Origin of the sequence: Burkholderia sp. Nafp2/4-1b, from assembly GCF_003635165.1 — a bacterium.
In the GTDB taxonomy this organism is placed as follows: Bacteria; Pseudomonadota; Gammaproteobacteria; order Burkholderiales; family Burkholderiaceae; genus Burkholderia.
In genome coordinates this window covers 37,992-53,333 of record NZ_ML058600.1, presented here as the reverse complement: position 1 = coordinate 53,333, position 15,342 = coordinate 37,992, and the positions used below count along the sequence as shown (strand labels likewise).

18 protein-coding genes, 1 tRNA gene and 1 riboswitch are annotated in these 15,342 nt (G+C 66.1%); of the genes, 8 read left to right on the top strand and 11 right to left on the bottom strand.

What is annotated here, in order from left to right:
- The first annotated feature begins 4 nt into the window (after nt 1-4).
- The 3 genes from C7H84_RS08245 (at nt 5) to C7H84_RS08235 (ending at nt 3,010) form a co-directional block, all read left to right on the top strand.
- Nucleotides 5-931: a UDP-3-O-acyl N-acetylglycosamine deacetylase gene (locus C7H84_RS08245; RefSeq protein WP_121858561.1), complete on the top strand. Its 927-nt coding sequence runs from the start codon at nt 5-7 to the stop codon at nt 929-931.
- A gap of 73 nt (nt 932-1,004) precedes the next feature.
- Nucleotides 1,005-2,333 (top strand): aminotransferase class I/II-fold pyridoxal phosphate-dependent enzyme, encoded by a 1,329-nt coding sequence (locus C7H84_RS08240; protein WP_121858354.1) that lies wholly within the window; start codon nt 1,005-1,007, stop codon nt 2,331-2,333.
- On the top strand, nt 2,330-3,010 hold the full coding sequence (locus tag C7H84_RS08235; protein WP_121858353.1) for a GNAT family N-acetyltransferase: 681 nt from the start codon (nt 2,330-2,332) through the stop codon (nt 3,008-3,010). Before C7H84_RS08240 ends, C7H84_RS08235 begins: the two co-directional genes overlap by 4 nt.
- Before the next feature lie 21 nt (nt 3,011-3,031).
- On the opposite strand, the gene C7H84_RS08230 is transcribed toward C7H84_RS08235, so the two are convergent.
- The 11 genes from C7H84_RS08230 to C7H84_RS08180 form a co-directional block, all read right to left on the bottom strand.
- Nucleotides 3,032-3,865 (bottom strand): class II glutamine amidotransferase, encoded by an 834-nt coding sequence (locus C7H84_RS08230; RefSeq protein ID WP_121858352.1) that lies wholly within the window; start codon nt 3,863-3,865, stop codon nt 3,032-3,034.
- Nucleotides 3,866-4,008: 143 nt separating this feature from the next.
- Entirely contained in the window at nt 4,009-4,338 is a 330-nt protein-coding gene (locus C7H84_RS08225) for a carboxymuconolactone decarboxylase family protein (protein ID WP_027788276.1), read from the bottom strand.
- Nucleotides 4,339-4,608: 270 nt separating this feature from the next.
- Nucleotides 4,609-4,685 (bottom strand) — tRNA-Lys (locus C7H84_RS08220).
- A gap of 105 nt (nt 4,686-4,790) precedes the next feature.
- A complete protein-coding gene (gene ybgF, locus C7H84_RS08215; protein ID WP_121858351.1) occupies nt 4,791-5,540 on the bottom strand; it encodes a tol-pal system protein YbgF in 750 nt (249 codons plus the stop codon).
- Between the two features lie 19 nt (nt 5,541-5,559).
- Nucleotides 5,560-6,069: a peptidoglycan-associated lipoprotein Pal gene (gene pal / locus C7H84_RS08210; protein WP_006753270.1), complete on the bottom strand. Its 510-nt coding sequence runs from the start codon at nt 6,067-6,069 to the stop codon at nt 5,560-5,562.
- 17 nt (nt 6,070-6,086) lie between these two features.
- Entirely contained in the window at nt 6,087-7,382 is a 1,296-nt protein-coding gene (tolB, locus tag C7H84_RS08205; RefSeq protein ID WP_121858350.1) for a Tol-Pal system beta propeller repeat protein TolB, read from the bottom strand.
- A 108-nt stretch (nt 7,383-7,490) separates the two neighbouring features.
- On the bottom strand, nt 7,491-8,558 hold the full coding sequence (gene tolA, locus C7H84_RS08200) for a cell envelope integrity protein TolA (protein WP_121858349.1): 1,068 nt from the start codon (nt 8,556-8,558) through the stop codon (nt 7,491-7,493).
- Nucleotides 8,555-9,004, bottom strand: coding sequence for a protein TolR (tolR, locus tag C7H84_RS08195; RefSeq protein ID WP_121858348.1), 450 nt, complete (start codon nt 9,002-9,004; stop codon nt 8,555-8,557). The genes tolA and tolR overlap by 4 nt, the downstream gene beginning before the upstream one ends.
- A 10-nt stretch (nt 9,005-9,014) precedes the next feature.
- Nucleotides 9,015-9,692, bottom strand: a complete 678-nt coding sequence (gene tolQ, locus C7H84_RS08190) for a protein TolQ (protein ID WP_010091489.1) — start codon at nt 9,690-9,692, stop codon at nt 9,015-9,017.
- Nucleotides 9,693-9,836: 144 nt separating this feature from the next.
- Complete coding sequence (gene ybgC / locus C7H84_RS08185) at nt 9,837-10,322, bottom strand: tol-pal system-associated acyl-CoA thioesterase (RefSeq protein WP_121858347.1); 486 nt, start codon at nt 10,320-10,322, stop codon at nt 9,837-9,839.
- A 106-nt stretch (nt 10,323-10,428) separates the two neighbouring features.
- On the bottom strand, nt 10,429-11,175 hold the full coding sequence (locus C7H84_RS08180) for an SDR family NAD(P)-dependent oxidoreductase (RefSeq protein ID WP_121858346.1): 747 nt from the start codon (nt 11,173-11,175) through the stop codon (nt 10,429-10,431).
- Between the two features lie 180 nt (nt 11,176-11,355).
- A riboswitch (ZMP/ZTP riboswitch) is annotated at nt 11,356-11,456 on the top strand.
- 137 nt (nt 11,457-11,593) lie between these two features.
- Between C7H84_RS08180 and glyA the strand changes: the two genes are divergently transcribed.
- The 5 genes from glyA to C7H84_RS08150 all read left to right on the top strand — a co-directional run bounded on the left by glyA (nt 11,594) and on the right by C7H84_RS08150 (nt 15,286).
- Nucleotides 11,594-12,841 carry a serine hydroxymethyltransferase gene (gene glyA / locus C7H84_RS08170; protein ID WP_121858345.1) on the top strand — a complete coding sequence of 416 codons (1,248 nt, stop codon included), beginning with the start codon at nt 11,594-11,596 and terminating at the stop codon, nt 12,839-12,841.
- A gap of 6 nt (nt 12,842-12,847) precedes the next feature.
- Complete coding sequence (gene nrdR / locus C7H84_RS08165) at nt 12,848-13,327, top strand: transcriptional regulator NrdR (protein WP_006760615.1); 480 nt, start codon at nt 12,848-12,850, stop codon at nt 13,325-13,327.
- A 153-nt stretch (nt 13,328-13,480) separates the two neighbouring features.
- A complete protein-coding gene (locus C7H84_RS08160) occupies nt 13,481-14,041 on the top strand; it encodes a GspH/FimT family pseudopilin (protein WP_121858560.1) in 561 nt (186 codons plus the stop codon).
- 29 nt (nt 14,042-14,070) lie between these two features.
- The gene (locus C7H84_RS08155) at nt 14,071-14,466 is read left to right on the top strand and encodes a hypothetical protein (RefSeq protein ID WP_205611407.1); all 396 of its coding nucleotides are present in this window, start codon (nt 14,071-14,073) and stop codon (nt 14,464-14,466) included.
- Nucleotides 14,450-15,286: a PilW family protein gene (locus C7H84_RS08150; protein WP_121858344.1), complete on the top strand. Its 837-nt coding sequence runs from the start codon at nt 14,450-14,452 to the stop codon at nt 15,284-15,286. The genes C7H84_RS08155 and C7H84_RS08150 overlap by 17 nt, the downstream gene beginning before the upstream one ends.
- Nucleotides 15,287-15,342 lie beyond the last annotated feature (56 nt).

The following is a 15,342-nucleotide window of genomic DNA, read 5'->3' as shown; positions in this document are numbered from 1 at the left end:
AGGGATTGTTCGGGCTTCGTTGCCACCGGGATGGCAGCCGAATGAGGGCACGCTGGCGCGGCCGCTCGTGTTGTCCGGACATGGGTTGCATACCGGGCGGCACGTGCGGGTACGGATCGAGCCGGTCAAGCCGGCGGGCGGCCGTCACGGGATCGTGTTCCGAAGGATGCGCAACGGACGCGAGCTCGGCTTGCTCGAAGTCGATCCCGCCCTGCGCCGCGCACAGCCGCTTTGCACGATGCTGCGCAACGCCGATGGTGTCGCCGTTCGCACGATCGAGCATCTCCTCGCATCGCTGCTGGCGTGCGAAATCGATCACGCGATCGTCGAACTCGATGCCGAGGAAGTGCCGATTCTCGACGGCAGCGCCGCACCGTGGGTCGACGCGATCCGTGCATGCGGCCGCACCGCGCTCGACGCACCGAAGCGGTTCATCCGTGTGCTGCGGCCCGTCGTGGTCGCAGACGGCGCAGGCGATCAGCGACGCGAAATGCGGATCGAGCCGGCAGCGCGCTACGAACTGAGCGTGCGCAACGACCTGCGCGGCTTCGGCGACATGCAATGGGATGGCGCACTGACACCGGACACGTTTACGACCGAAATCGCGCCGTCGCGCTCGTACGGACGGGTGAAATGGGCCGTGCCGGCGATCATCGCCGGCTATGTGCGCGGGGTGCCGGTCCTGCGCGGCGCACGGCCGTCATGCACCGCGTCGATCGTCGGCAATCGTGTACTGGGCGGGATGCGGCTGCCGCACGAATTCGTCCGGCATCGCGTGCTCGACCTGATCGGCGATCTCGCGCTGGCCGGTGCGCCGCTGCTCGCGCGCGTGAGTGCGCTGCGCCCGAGCCACGAGATGAACTTCCGGCTGGTCGATGCGCTGCTGGCCGACCGGGACGCCTGGCAGTGGGTCGAGTTCGCGGAAACCTGAATCGGCGCCTTTTGAAAAGACAAGCGGTACCTCATACCTCATAACGGATTCGCGACATACCGCGAACGAAGCGATGGCACTCCGAGAAAACCTTCGTCAGCAACTGGCGGCGAAAGCGCTGAAACGGCAACTGGAGCGGGCGACCGAAGCGGCCGCGGCTCCCGGCATGCCCGCTACGCCGGCGGCACAGGCCGCATCGGCGCGCAGCCGCTTCGAATCGATGCCGCAGTATCAGCAGGTCAGAATCATGCGCGAGATGGGCGAGAAGCTGCGTGTCGACTCGCCGTTCTTCCGCGTGCACGATGGCGTTGCCGGCGCGACCACGCGCATCGGCGGCCGCGAATACGTGAACTTCGCGAACTACAACTACCTCGGCCTCGCCGGCCATCCGGTCGTATCCGAGCGTGCGAAGGCGGCGATCGACCGCTACGGCACGTCGGCGTCCGCGAGCCGGATGGTCGCGGGCGAGCGCCCGGTGCAACGCGATCTCGAGCGTGCGCTCGCCGCGTTCTACGAGACCGACGATTGCGTCGCGTTCGTGAGCGGCCACGCGACCAACGTGACCGTGATCGGCGCGCTGTTCGGCCCCGGCGACCTGATCGTCCACGATGCGCTCGCGCACAACAGCATCGTGCAGGGCGCGCAGTTGAGCGGCGCGAAACGGCTGAGCTTCGCGCACAACGACTGGCAGGCGCTCGACGAATTGCTGTCGCGCGTGCGGCGCGAATACCGGCACGTGCTGATCGCGATCGAAGGGCTGTACAGCATGGATGGCGACTTCCCGGACCTGCAGCGCTTCGTCGACGTGAAGACGCGTCACGGCGCGTTCCTGCTGGTCGACGAAGCGCATTCGCTTGGCGTGCTCGGTGCGACGGGCAAGGGCATCCGCGAACATTGCGCGGTCGCACCCGACGAGGTCGACATGTGGATGGGCACGATGAGCAAGACGTTGGCCGGTTGCGGCGGTTTCATCGCAGGCTGCCAGCCGCTCGTGGACATGCTGCGTCATCTGGCGCCGGGCTTTCTCTATAGCGTCGGACTTGCGCCGACGCTCGCCGAAGCGTCGCTGGCCGCGCTCGAGCGCCTGGAAGCCGAACCGGAGCGGGTTGCGCAACTGCAGGCGCGCGGGCGGCAATTTCTGACCGAGGCGCGTGCCGCGGGACTGAACACCGGCACGAGCGCCGGGTATGCGGTCGTGCCGGTGATCACCGGCAGTTCGCTGAAGGCCGCGCAGTGGGCGAACGCGATGTTCGAAGAAGGGATCAACGTGCAGCCGATCTTTTATCCGGCCGTCGAGGAGAAGGCTGCACGCCTGCGGTTCTTCATCTGTTCGACGCACGAGCCGGAGCAGATCAGCCGGACGGTTGGCGTGCTGGCGCGTCTGGCTGGGCGAGCGGCATGACGTCCGCAGCGGCGCATGTGTCGTCGGTTGACGCTCCGCTGCGCGGCCCATTGACGACGTTTCGCGCCGCCTTCGCGGACGATGCGGCGGCATGCGCGCCGCTCGTCTTCGCATCCGGCGTCGGTGAATTCGGTTTCTTCCTGGGTGAAAGCGATGCGCGTTGCATCGCGTTTCTGCAGCAGGCGTTCCGGTCGCGTCACGGCCGGTTCTCGTGGCGTCGGCATCGGGTCGCGGTCGGTGTCGACGGCACCGTGCTTGCGGTGATGGCGATCCATGACGGGTGCCGGACGATGTTCGACGACGTTCACATCGTGTGGGCGTTGGCGCGCTTTTTCGGCGTGCGCCGCACGATTGGGCAACTGCTGCGCGGGCTGGTGCTCGAAACGGAGATTCCGGCGCCGAAGCGTTCTCAGATCCTCATCGCACACTGCGCGACGGACGAACGCCAGCGCGGCAAGGGCATCTTCACGGCGTTGTTTCGCGATGCGTTCGATGCAGGCGTGCTGCCGGGCGACGATAGCCGCGACATCGTGCTCGACGTGCTGACCCGGAACGCGCGGGCCCGGGCGCTGTACGAGCGGCTGGGCTTCACGGCGCTCACGCGGCGTCGCCCGCGCTTGCCCCGGCTACCCGCCGAACTCGATTCCGTCCGCATGCGGCTCACGCGCGGCGACTGAGCACGTGCATGCCTTCGCGGCCTACTTGTGCCGCGGACTAAACCCCCGCTGCTGCACCTCCGCCCCATGCGCGACGATCGCCGTGTTTTCCGGCACCTCTTCCCATGCGCCGCGCAGGTCCACGAGCGGCTCCGACACGACCATGAACGCATCGTCGCCCGCTTCGGCGATGCGCGGATTGTGCGGATAGAGTTCGTGCAGGTGCTTGAACGACGTGCTGTGAAACAGGGACCGCGATTGCCGTTCGCTCGAGTAGCGCACCGCGATGATCTGGTCGCCGTCCGTCGCGCAGATCGTCATGTTGAGCGGCTCCGCGACGCGATACCGTGCGCCGGCTTCCTCGATCACACCGACCATTCGCTCGAGCGCCGGCAGCGGCGTCTGCTCGAGGCCGTGGGTCAGCGCGAGACGGAACATCAGCTCGGAATCGGTCGAGCCTTCGAGCGTCGGGAACAGCGCCGGGTCGACCTTCATCGTCAAGTCGCGGCGCAGCTTGTGGAAATCGCGGATCAGCCCGTTGTGCGCGAACAGCCAGCGACCGTGGCGGAACGGGTGGCAGTTGGTTTCCTGAACGGGCGTGTCGGTGGCCGCGCGGATATGCGCGATGAACATCCGCGAGCGGATCGCGCGCGCAGCCTCGCGCAGGTTGCGGTCGTTCCACGCCGGGTGCACGGAACGGTAGCGGAACGGCAGTTCGTCGGGGTGGCCGTACCAGCCGATGCCGAACCCGTCGCCGTTGGTGGTGGTCGCGCCGAGCTCGGAATGCAGGCTCTGGTCGATCAGCGAATGCTTCGCGCGAAACAGTACGGTCTCGAGATGGATCGGATTACCGGTGTAGGCGAGCCAGCGGCACATGAAGCGCTCCTTCGCGATGAATCTTCGCGCATGGTAGCCGACTTCATCGCGCAGCCGCAGGCGATCCGCGGCGGCCGGCCGATTGGACGAGGCCGCCGTGATCGCCTTGCAACGCTCTGCAACAGTTGCAGCGAGCGCGCGCGTCAGTCGCCGAGCGCATCCATCACGCGGGCCGAGTAGACCAGCGCCGCACCCGCGTTCAGCGCGATCGCGACGCCGAGCGCTTCGGCCACTTCCTCCTTGGTCGCGCCATGCTTCGCGGCTTCGGCCGTGTGCACGGCGATACAGCCGTCGCAGCGCGTCGTGACGGCCACCGCGAGCGCGATCAGCTCGCGCGTCTTCGCATCGAGATGGCCCGTCTTGGCGCCCGCGCCTGCCAGCGCCTGATAGCCGGCCAGCGTGTCGGGCGACAGCTTCGCGATGTCGCCGATGCGGGTCGAGAGTTCCTTTCGGTATTCGTTCCAGTTCAGCATGATGCGTCCTTTCGAGAAGAGAAGGGGCGGGCGGCGGATGCCGCGATCCCGGGCGATGCAGGACTCATTCTGATCGTTCGCGCTGAGGGTTTCGATACGATTGAGTGTCAATTTTTAGCGCAAACGTCTCACGAGCGCGCAGCCGGGTGCGCGTGCGATCGTGAACGCACTGGGCAGGCACTGCTCGCGATGATGCCGAACGCGACACGGCGGAAGCAGACGCAAAAAAGCCTCCACTTGGGAGGCTTTAATTGCACTATCGAAGATAGTTGGTAGGGTGGGAGGGACTCGAACCCTCGACTCTCTGATTAAAAGTCAGATACTCTAACCAACTGAGTTACCACCCCACGTTCTTGAAACCTGTCGGGCCGTTGCGTTAATTCGTTCAGCGACCCGAAGAGCAAAAAATTATAGCGACGGATTGCAGGTCTGTCAACAACCTGTCGCGACAATTATTTGATGCTCTCGATCTTGCCCTGCGCGGTCTGCGCAGCGTTCGATCCGGCGTACTGCGACACGACCTGCTCGAACGTTTTCTTCGCGGCCGCCTTCTGGCCTTGCTCGAGCTGGTTCGTGCCGATCGCGACGAGCGAGTCGGCCGCGCGCGGATGCTGCGGATACTTGCTCACGATCGCTTGCCACGTCGCAGTCGAGCCACGGTAGTCGCGCAGCGCGTATTGCGCATTGCCGAGCCAGTACTGCGCGGTCGGCTGGTACGGGCTCTGCGGATACTTCGCGATGAAACTGCGGAACGAAGCCGCAGCCGCCTTGAAGTTGCCGTTGCGGAACTGCTGCTGTGCCGCGCTGAGCGCCTCCGTTTCACCCGGCTGCACGGTGCCTTCGACACCATCGATCGTCGCCTGTTGCGGCTCGAACTTCTTGAGTCGCGTGTCGAGATCCTGGTAGTACTCCTTCTGCTGCCGTTCGAGCGTCGTCAGCCGGTTCGTCAGGTCCTCGTTCTCGCCGCGCAGCGTCGCGACCTGCTGGTTCAGCTGGTCGATACGGCCGGATTGATCGAGGATCGTACGCTGGGCGGCCGACAACTGGTTCGACAGGTTGTCGCTCTTGCTGCGCAGATCGAGCACGGCGCGGCGCGCCTCATTGTCGTCGAACATGCCGGCGTGCGCCGGCGCGGCCGACCACGCCGCGCCGACGACGCAGAATGCTGCGGCCACGCGCAGCCAGGTTACACGGTGCGTCATACGGCAACTCTTCCGTTACTTACTGTTGGTAGACGAGGTCGGCGCGACGGTTCTGCGCCCACGATGCTTCGTCGTGACCCGATGCTTGCGGCTTTTCCTTGCCGAGGCTCACGGCTTCCATCTGCGAGTCGTTCACGCCGAGCAGTGCCATCGCACGGCGAACCGCTTCCGCACGCTTCTGGCCCAGCGCGAGGTTGTACTCGCTCGTGCCGCGTTCGTCGGTGTTGCCCTGGATCAGCACGTGGCGCTGCGGGTGGCTCTTCAGATACTGAGCGTGTTGCTGCATCAGCGGCTGGTACTCGTCCTTCACCGAATAGCTGTCGAAATCGAAGTAGATGCTGCGCTTCGCGAGCGGGCTGTTCGGATCGTTCAGCGGATCGACGTTCACTTGTGCGACGTTGTCGGCGCTCGGCTGCGTGCTGACCGCACCTGCGTTGGCCTTGTCGTCGAGCTTCACGCCCGACTTACACGCTGCGAGCGCGCTGATCATCATCACGGCCAGGGCCAGACGAGCTTTGTTCGACATCATGGTTAATCTCCTTGTGGTCATTGCATGAAGGGCCCCCACGACGGCTCACGAACGGAGCCGCCCTGGACGGACAGGATCTGCGGCGGCGCGCTGCCGTCGGAGGGCACTGCTGCCAGCACGTTACGACCACCCGACTGGGTCGCGTAGAGAAGGTACTGGCCGTTTGCCGCGAAGCTCGGCGATTCGTCGCGATTGGTGTTCGTGATGGCGTTCGCCGCGCCGGTCTGCAGATCCTGAACGTACAGCTTGAACCCCCCACCCGTGCGGGAGATGTAGGCCAGCAGCTTGCCGTCCGGGCTGATGCGCGGGCTGGTGTTGTAGCTGCCGGTGAAGGTCACGCGTTGTGCCGCGCCGGCGCTTTCGCCTTGCGCGGGCATCCGGTAGATCTGCGGCGCGCCGCCGCGATCGCTCGTGAAATAGATCCAGCGGCCGTCCGGCGAGTAGAACGGCTCGGTGTCGATCGAGCTGCTCTGCGTGAGCCGGCGCAGACCGCCGCCGTTCGCATTGACCGTATAGATTTGCGTATTGCCCGTCAGCGACAGCGCGACGGCCAGCGTGTCGCTGTCCGGCGACCACGCCGGCGCGCTGTTGTTGCCCTTCTGGTCGGAGACCATGTAGCGGCGGCCGGTCGGCAGGTCGTGGATGTAGACGATCGGCTTCTTGCGCTCGAACGATACGTACGCGACCTTGGTCCCGCTCGGCGACCACGCCGGCGAGATGATCGGCTCGGTGCTCGACAGCGCGATGCGCGCGTTCTGGCCGTCCGAATCGGAGATCTGCAGCTGGTAGCGGTTGCCGGTCTTGATCACGTACGACAGCCGCGTGGCGAACACGCCGCGCACGCCGAGCAGCTTCTGGTAGATGTAGTCGGCGATCTTGTGGCCGGCCGTGCGCAGCGTGGTGTCGTTCGCCGTCAGCGACAGGCCGCCGAGGCTTTGCTGTTTCACGGTGTCGTACAGGATGAAGTTCACCTTGTACTGGCCATTCGCTTCGCGGTTCACGCTGCCGGCGACGAACGCATTCGCACCCTTGGCCTTCCATGCGCCGAGATCGACCGAAGCGGTCTCGGGCACGGGCGTGCTGCCCGCGTCGATATTGGTGAATTTGCCGCTGCGCGCGAGGTCCGCGCGGACGATCGACGTGACCTGCTGCGGCAAGCCCGCCTCGTTTGCGAAGTTCGCGGTAGCGATGGGGAACTGGGTCGAACCGACACCGGTGATCACCACGTTGACCTGCGCGTTAGCGGCGCCGCCCGCCGCAATCAGACACGAGGCCACGAGTGCCCTGAAACCTAGTTTCGTCATCAAACTCATGCTTCTGCTTCCCATGTGACTTGGATCGCTGCGCAACCGCAGAGACAGTAAAAATACCCGATTCGTTCCCGTCCGCCAGCGACGCACGGAGTGTAAGCGCATTTCCGCTCACTCCGCCGCCTTGAAGGTAATCGTAATACTGGACGGGGTATGACCGTCAGTATCGGGCGGTAACGGAACCGACGCCTGGATCGCATTGACGACCGCCTGATCCCACCCCGAATTGCCGCTCGGCCGCGAGACCGAGACGCTCAACAGGTCGCCCGAAGGCGTACAGCGGATCTTCACGATCGTCGTGAGCCCCGCGCGTTCGCCGCCCCACACGATGTTCGGCTTCACGCGCCGGCGCACCTTGTCGGCGTAGCCGGGCGACGCGGCGTTGCCGCCGGAACCCGTGCCGGTGCCGTTTTTCGCGAGCCCCTGACCGCCGCCTTCGCCGGCGCCTGCGAGGCCTTGCATCTGCGCGAGCCGCGCATTTCGTTCCTGGTCGAGCTTCGCCTTCGCCGCGGCATCCGCCTTCGCACGCGCAGCCGCTTCGGCCTTCGCCTTGGCCTGCGCTTCGGCCTTCGCCTTCGCGGCGGCATCCGCCTTGGCCTTCGCCGCCTGCTGTGCTTCCTGCTGCGCCTGCTTCTGTTGCTGCTGTTTCTGCTGCTGGAGCTTTTGCTGTTCGAGCTTCTGCTGCTCGGCGAGCTGCTGTTGCTTCAGTTTCGCTACCTGCTTCTGCTTGTCACGTTCGGCGGCCTTTTCCGCGGCGAGCGCGGCGGCCTGCTGGGCCGCGAGCTGCGCGCGGCGGGCTTCCTCTTCCTGCTGCTTCAGTTGTTGTGCGCGGCGCTGCTGCTCGAGCAGCGCTTCTCGTGCTGCCGCTTCCTGCTGCCGCTTCTTCTGCTGCAGCGCGATGTCCGCCTGCTCGTCCCGGACCGGGGGAGGGGGCGGCGCGAGTTTCGCGGGCGGCGTGGGCGTGACGACGGGCCGCGGCGCAGGGACATCCGGCACCTCGGTCCACAGCTCGGCTTCGGCGCCCGCCGGCGTGCTGTTCTGCCACTGCACGCCGTGGTAGAGAAACAGCGCGAGCAGCACGTGCATCAGCGCGGCCAGCGCGAACGCGCGCCACGTACCGCGCTCGCGCGGGGGCTGAGACGGGTAGCCGTTGCTGCGCGTGGATTGCTGCCGGTTCATTGCGATTTGACGAGGAGGCCGACGCGCTTGACGCCGCGCGCCTTCAGATCCGACATCACGGTCATGACCGCATCGTACTGCACGGTCTTGTCGGCCGCGATGACGACCGGCTGGTCGGGATGATCGGCCTGCCGGGCCATGATGAAGCTGTCGAGCTCGGCCTTGCTCATCGTGCCTTCCTGCGTCGCGCCGGAGTCGCCCTTGTACTTGACGCTCATCGTGCGGTCGGCCTTGATGTTGACGACGACAGGCGGCGTCTGTTCCTGCGGTGCCGCGTTGCCGACGGTCGGCAGATTGATGATCGACGGGGCGACGAGCGGTGCCGTGACCATGAAGATCACGAGCAGCACCAGCATCACGTCGATGTACGGCACGACGTTGATGTCGGCCATCGCGCGGCGCGAACGGCCGCCGCGCATGCTGGATCGAATGGGACTTCCTGCCATGGCGTGCTCCTTACTGGGCCTGACGCTGCAGGATGTTCGAGAACTCTTCGATGAAGGTCTCGAAGCGGATCGCGAGGCGGTCGATGTCGTGCGCGTAGCGGTTGTACGCGACCACCGCGGGAATCGCGGCGAACAGGCCGATCGCGGTGGCGACGAGCGCCTCGGCGATGCCGGGCGCGACGTTCGCGAGCGTCGCCTGCTGCACGTTCGCGAGCCCGCGGAACGAATTCATGATCCCCCAGACGGTGCCGAACAGACCGATGTACGGGCTGACCGAGCCGACCGACGCGAGGAACGCGAGGTTCGCCTCCAGCACATCCATTTCGCGCTGGAACGACGCGCGCATCGCGCGTCGTGCGCCATCGAGCACGAGGCCCGGGTCGCTGATGCGCTTTTCCTTCGCCTTCAGGAATTCACGCATCCCCGATTCGAAGATCCGCTCGAGCGCGCCGATCGTGTGACGGTTGTTGGCCGCGCTCTGATACAGCGCCTGCAGGTCGCCGCCCGACCAGAAATCCCTTTCGAAGCGTTCGGTTTGCGCGCGGGCGCGGCGGATCGCGAACCACTTGCGGAAGATGAAGGTCCACGACATCAGCGACAGCAGCAACAGCAGCCCCATCACGGCCTGGGCCAGCACGCTCGCGTTGAGGACGAGGGAAATGATCGACAGGTCTTGAGAAGTGTTCATAGAGGTTTGAGTAACGTCCCTTCGGGGATGCCCGGCGAGGGCGCACGGTGTGCGTGCGGCGCGGCGCGCCGGCCATGCCTGGCGCCGAACCTTGCTTAGTATCGATTCAGGAAGGCAAGTTCATAGGCTTTGTCTAAACGGCGCTCATCCGAGCTTCGTTGACAATACAGTCTGCCCGGCGTCGATGACGGGCCCGCGTTGCAGCACGTCGAGTACGGCCGGCGGGATCGCCGCGGGCCGGATACCGGTTCGGTCGACGCAGCCGAGGCGGATGTGTCCGGCGACGAGCAGCGTGTCGCCACGCCATGCTTCCTGCGTGAATTCCACTGATGCGCGGCCGATGCGTCCGGGCCGGCTCGTGATCGTCAGTGCGTCGTCGAGTCGCGCCGGCGCGCGGTAGTCGAGCGACGTGCTGCGCACGATGAAGATCGCGCCCGTGTCGTCGGCAAGCCGACGCTGGTCGATCCCGCACGCGCGCAGCCATTCGGTGCGGGCGCGCTCGAAGAATTTCAGGTAGTTGGCATAGAAGACGATGCCGCCTGCATCGGTATCCTCGTAGTACACGCGTACCGGCCAGGTAAAGCCGGAGGGCGCGTCCGGGGAGCGGGTAGGCTGAGTCATGGCGCGCATTCTACCGGAAGGCCGCAGCCGGATTCGTAACCGTTTCGTAACGGAATGTAGTACGCCGTAGCACGCCGCAGGCCGCCGGAGGCGGGCCTGCGGGTGCTGCGACGGGTCAGCCGCGATGGATCGCGAGGCCTGCCGGGGCCTGAGCAACCGGCATCATCTCGATCGTGTTGATGTTGACGTGCGCGGGCCGCGTCGCGATCCAGTAGATGGTGTCGGCGATGTCCTCGGCCGTGAGCGGCTGGACGTTCTGGTAGACGTTCGCAGCCTTCGCGTCGTCGCCGCGGAAGCGGACGTTCGAGAATTCCGTACCGCCGCACAGGCCCGGCTCGATGTCGGTCACGCGCAACGGCGTGCCGATCAGGTCGGCGCGCAGGTTCAGGCTGAATTGTCGGACGAAAGCCTTGGTCGCACCGTATACGTTCCCGCCCGGATACGGATAGGTGCCGGCCACCGAACCCAGGTTGAAGATGTGCCCGCGGCCACGCGCGATCATGCCGGGCAGCAGCGCATGCGTGACGGTCACGAGGCCCGAGCAGTTCGTGTCGATCATGGTCTGCCACTCGTCCAGGCTGGCCTTCTGGGCCGGCTCCACGCCGAGCGCGAGACCGGCGTTGTTGACGAGCACGTCGAGCTCGGCGAACTCTGCGGGGAGGGCCGCCGGCACGGCTTCGACGGCGGCGCGGTCGCGCACGTCGAGCTCGTACGGCAGGAGCGCGTCGCCGAGTTCGGACGCGAGCGCATCGAGGCGATCCTTGCGACGCGCGGTGGCGACGACGCGATGGCCGCCCTTGACGAACGCTCGGGCGATGGCGGCGCCGAAACCGGCGGACGCCCCTGTGACGAACACAATCATTGCTGCTCCTGGTCGGTAACAAAGTAGCGGATAGTATCCCGCAAGCCTACTGAGAATGCCGCACCGCGGCAAGGCGGCGAAGCGCGTCGGCACGGGAGCATAAAATCTGACCCTTATTGTTTCCGCGTCACGGCCGTGCGGTTGCCTATTCATGACGCATCCAATAAACTAACGCGCTCATCACCCCTGCGTGACTGGCGATAGAACCCTTCGGGTTCAAGGTGGAGCATCCCACCGTGAAGCGCGGGGCGCCGTTTTTGCCGTTCGCCTGGGCAGCCGTTGTGTGCCGTTGCGTGCATCGCCGGTGGCTGTCCTGTCTCGCGTCATACGGATTCTTCCGCCACGTCGAGCTGGTTCCGCCAGCAGCGCAATGTACTCGGCCGCACCGGTCAACCTGTACACACTTAACGGAAACCGTATGTTTGACAGAGCCCAAAGCACCATCGCGAACGTCGATCCCGAACTCTTTGCAGCGATCGAGCAGGAAAACCGCCGCCAGGAAGATCACATCGAGCTGATCGCGTCGGAAAACTACACGAGCCCGGCCGTGATGGCCGCGCAGGGCTCGCAGCTCACGAACAAGTACGCCGAAGGGTATCCGGGCAAGCGTTACTACGGCGGCTGCGAGTACGTCGACGTGGTCGAGCAACTGGCGATCGACCGTGTGAAGCAGCTGTTCGGCGCGGAAGCCGCGAACGTGCAGCCGAACTCGGGTTCGCAGGCGAACCAGGGCGTGTTCTTCGCGATGCTCAAGCCGGGCGACACGATCATGGGCATGAGCCTCGCGCACGGCGGTCACCTGACGCACGGCTCGCCGGTGAACATGTCGGGCAAGTGGTTCAACGTCGTCAGCTACGGGCTGAACGAGAACGAAGACATCGACTACGACGCGGCCGAGAAGCTGGCCAACGAACACAAGCCGAAGCTGATCGTCGCGGGCGCATCGGCGTTCGCACTGAAGATCGATTTCGAGCGTCTGGCGAAGATCGCGAAGTCGGTCGGCGCGTACCTGATGGTCGACATGGCGCACTACGCCGGCCTGATCGCAGCGGGCGTGTATCCGAACCCGGTGCCGCACGCGGACTTCGTGACGACGACGACGCACAAGAGCCTGCGCGGCCCGCGCGGCGGCGTGATCCTGATGAAGTCGGAATACGAGAAGCCGATCAACTCGGCGATCTTCCCGGGCATCCAGGGCGGCCCGCTGATGCACGTGATCGCGGCGAAGGCGGTGGCGTTCAAGGAAGCACTGTCGCCGGAGTTCAAGGAATATCAGCAGAAGGTGGTCGAGAACGCACGCGTGCTGGCTGAAACGCTGGTCAAGCGCGGCCTGCGGATCGTGTCGGGCCGTACGGAAAGCCACGTGATGCTGGTGGACCTGCGCGCGAAGCACATCACGGGCAAGGCAGCGGAAGCGGCGCTCGGCGCGGCGCACATCACGGTGAACAAGAACGCGATCCCGAACGATCCGGAAAAGCCGTTCGTGACGAGCGGCATTCGCCTCGGTTCGCCGGCAATGACGACGCGCGGCTTCGGCCCGGCGGAAGCGGAGACGGTCGGTAATCTGATCGCCGACGTGCTCGAGAACCCGGAAGATGCAGCGACGATCGAGCGCGTGCGCGCGCAAGTGGCCGAGCTGACCAAGCGTTTCCCGGTCTATCGCTGATCCGGCATGCGCTGCCCGTTCTGCCGGCATGAGGACACGCAGGTCGTCGACTCGCGCGTGTCCGAAGATGGCGCCGCGATTCGTCGGCGCCGACGCTGCTCGGCTTGCGACAAGCGCTTCACGACGTACGAGCGGGTCGAGCTGAACCTGCCGGCCGTCGTGAAGAAAGACGGCAGCCGCACGGAATTCGACCGTCGCAAGATCGTCGCCAGCATGCAACTCGCGCTGCGCAAGCGGCCGGTTGCGGCTGACGCGATCGACGCGGCGGTCGCTCGTATCGAATATCAGCTGCTCGCGACCGGCGAGCGTGAAGTGCGTAGCGAGAAGCTCGGCGAACTCGTGATGAACGAGCTGCGCGGCCTCGATACGATTGCCTATGTCCGTTTCGCATCGGTTTACCGCCGGTTCGAGGACGTTTCCGAATTTGCCGACGTGATCGAAGAGTTCCGTCGCGCGTCCCCCTCCAAGCCTCCACGTAAGCGCTGACGCGCTGCGTTCGTTCATCGTCTTTCTCCGTGGGTTCAGTTCGCGCCGATTGTGTCGGCTGCGAGCGCATGTCGCCAGTCGGCCGTTCGGCCAATGGCGCGTGTTGGCACGCGCGGCTACAGTCGTCCCATCATGTCGAGGAGGGCGATGGCGATGGGGGTGCACCGGCAGGCCGTTGAACAACGTAGTCGACGCGACGGCGGTTTCACGCTCGTCGAGCTGATGGTCGCGATCGCGCTCGCGGTCGGGATCGGACTCTACGCGGCGCCCGCTTTCGATCAGTGGCGCATGCATGAACGCGTGGATGCCCGCTCGCGTGCACTGCTCGGCGCGCTGTCGTTCGCGCGCACCGAGGCGACGCGTCTGGGTGCGCGCGTCACGCTGTGCAGGGCCGGGCGTGATGGCGACTGCGTGCGTTCGGGCGAGCGGTGCGATCCGGCGGAATGGTCGTGCGGCTGGATCGTCAGCGGCCAGATCGACGGACAGTCGCGTGTGCTGCGGCGCTATCCGCACGATGCCGACATCGTCGTCACGGGCGCCGCGCACGATCTGGCGTTTGCGCCGCCGGCCGGCCAGGTGATCGGCGGGATCCGGCGTTTCGAATTGCGTCCGCAGCGCGAGTTGCCCGGCGACGATGCACGCGTGTCGCGTTGCATCCGGATCGCGGCAGGCGGCCGGGCGCGCGTCGTCTCGGGCCGGTGTGACGCGGCATGATGCGCGCGCGCGAATCGATGCGCGACTCGATGCGGGGCACGTCTCTGCTCGAAGCCGTACTGGCCATCGCGCTGCTCGCCGTCGTGATGCTGGCCGTGGCCGGCAGCCAGCTCGCGATGACGCGTGCGCAGCGGACGACGATCTGGCGCGAACGCGCGCTGTGGCTTGCCGACGCACGCGTCGAGCGCCGGCATGCAGCGGCAGCCGCCGACGACGGCCTCGCGGCGCTCGCGGCCGCCTCATTGCCGGGCGGCTCGATGTCGCTCGACGATGGGCCGGCCGGTGTCCGCTACGTGGTTGTCGGCTGGCGGAGCGCCGCCGCAGCAGCGTCGACACGATGCGAAGGCGCGGGCGCAGCGGTCGAGCCGCCGTCGTGCGTCCGGATTCCGTTTCGGGAGGTCGAGCCCAATGCCGCTGAACGTTGATCGCCGCAGCCGCGCACATACGCTGCTCGAAGTGCTGATCGCGATGACCGTCGGTCTGCTCGTGCTTGTCGCTGCCGGAGCGCTGTACCACACCCAGCGCGTCGCGCAGCGGCGGGCTGAAGACGGCTTCCGGATGCGCGATGCGGCTGCGACCGCGTTGATGCTGATCGGCCAGCAGATCCAGATGGCCGGGTTTCGGCCGCTCGATGTCGAAGGGGCGTCGTCGTTCCCGCCGGTGTTCGGCTGTTCCGCGGGGCGTGTGCGAGGCGACGGCGCGCAGGTGCGTTGCGAAGCCGTGCGGGCAGCGTCGGATGCGGTGCTGATCCGGTATGTCGGCGATACCGTGTCGACGTGGGCGACGAACGGCGCGCAAGTGTCGGATTGTCTGGGGCAGGGTGTGGGCGCGCCCGGTGAACGGCCGCTCGTGGAAAACCGTTTCGACGCGCATGTCAGTCCGTCGACGGGTGAGCCCGAGCTGTACTGCGAGGGAAGCGGCCGTCCGGGTACGCCGCAACCCGTCGTGTCCGGCATCGATCAACTGCGCGTGCGTTACCTGCGTCGCGAAGGCGCGCAGTTCGTCGACGCGAATGCGATGGGCGCCGGCGACTGGCGCGATGTCGTCGCCGTGCATTTGTGCGTGCGCGCGCGTGGCGAACCGATGCACGAGCCCGCGCGTCATGCCGATTGCGACGGTCGCACCGTCGTGTCGCAGGAGGGGCGCGCGCATCTGGTGCTGCATCGAATCGTCGCGCTACGGAATACTTCGGCTGCATTCATCGATTCCGCCCGCGACGCAGTGCAGGACCACGAGGCGTTGTGATGACCCGCGCAAATGGATTCATCGACGCGCATGCGATGCGAAGCGCGGCAGGGCGA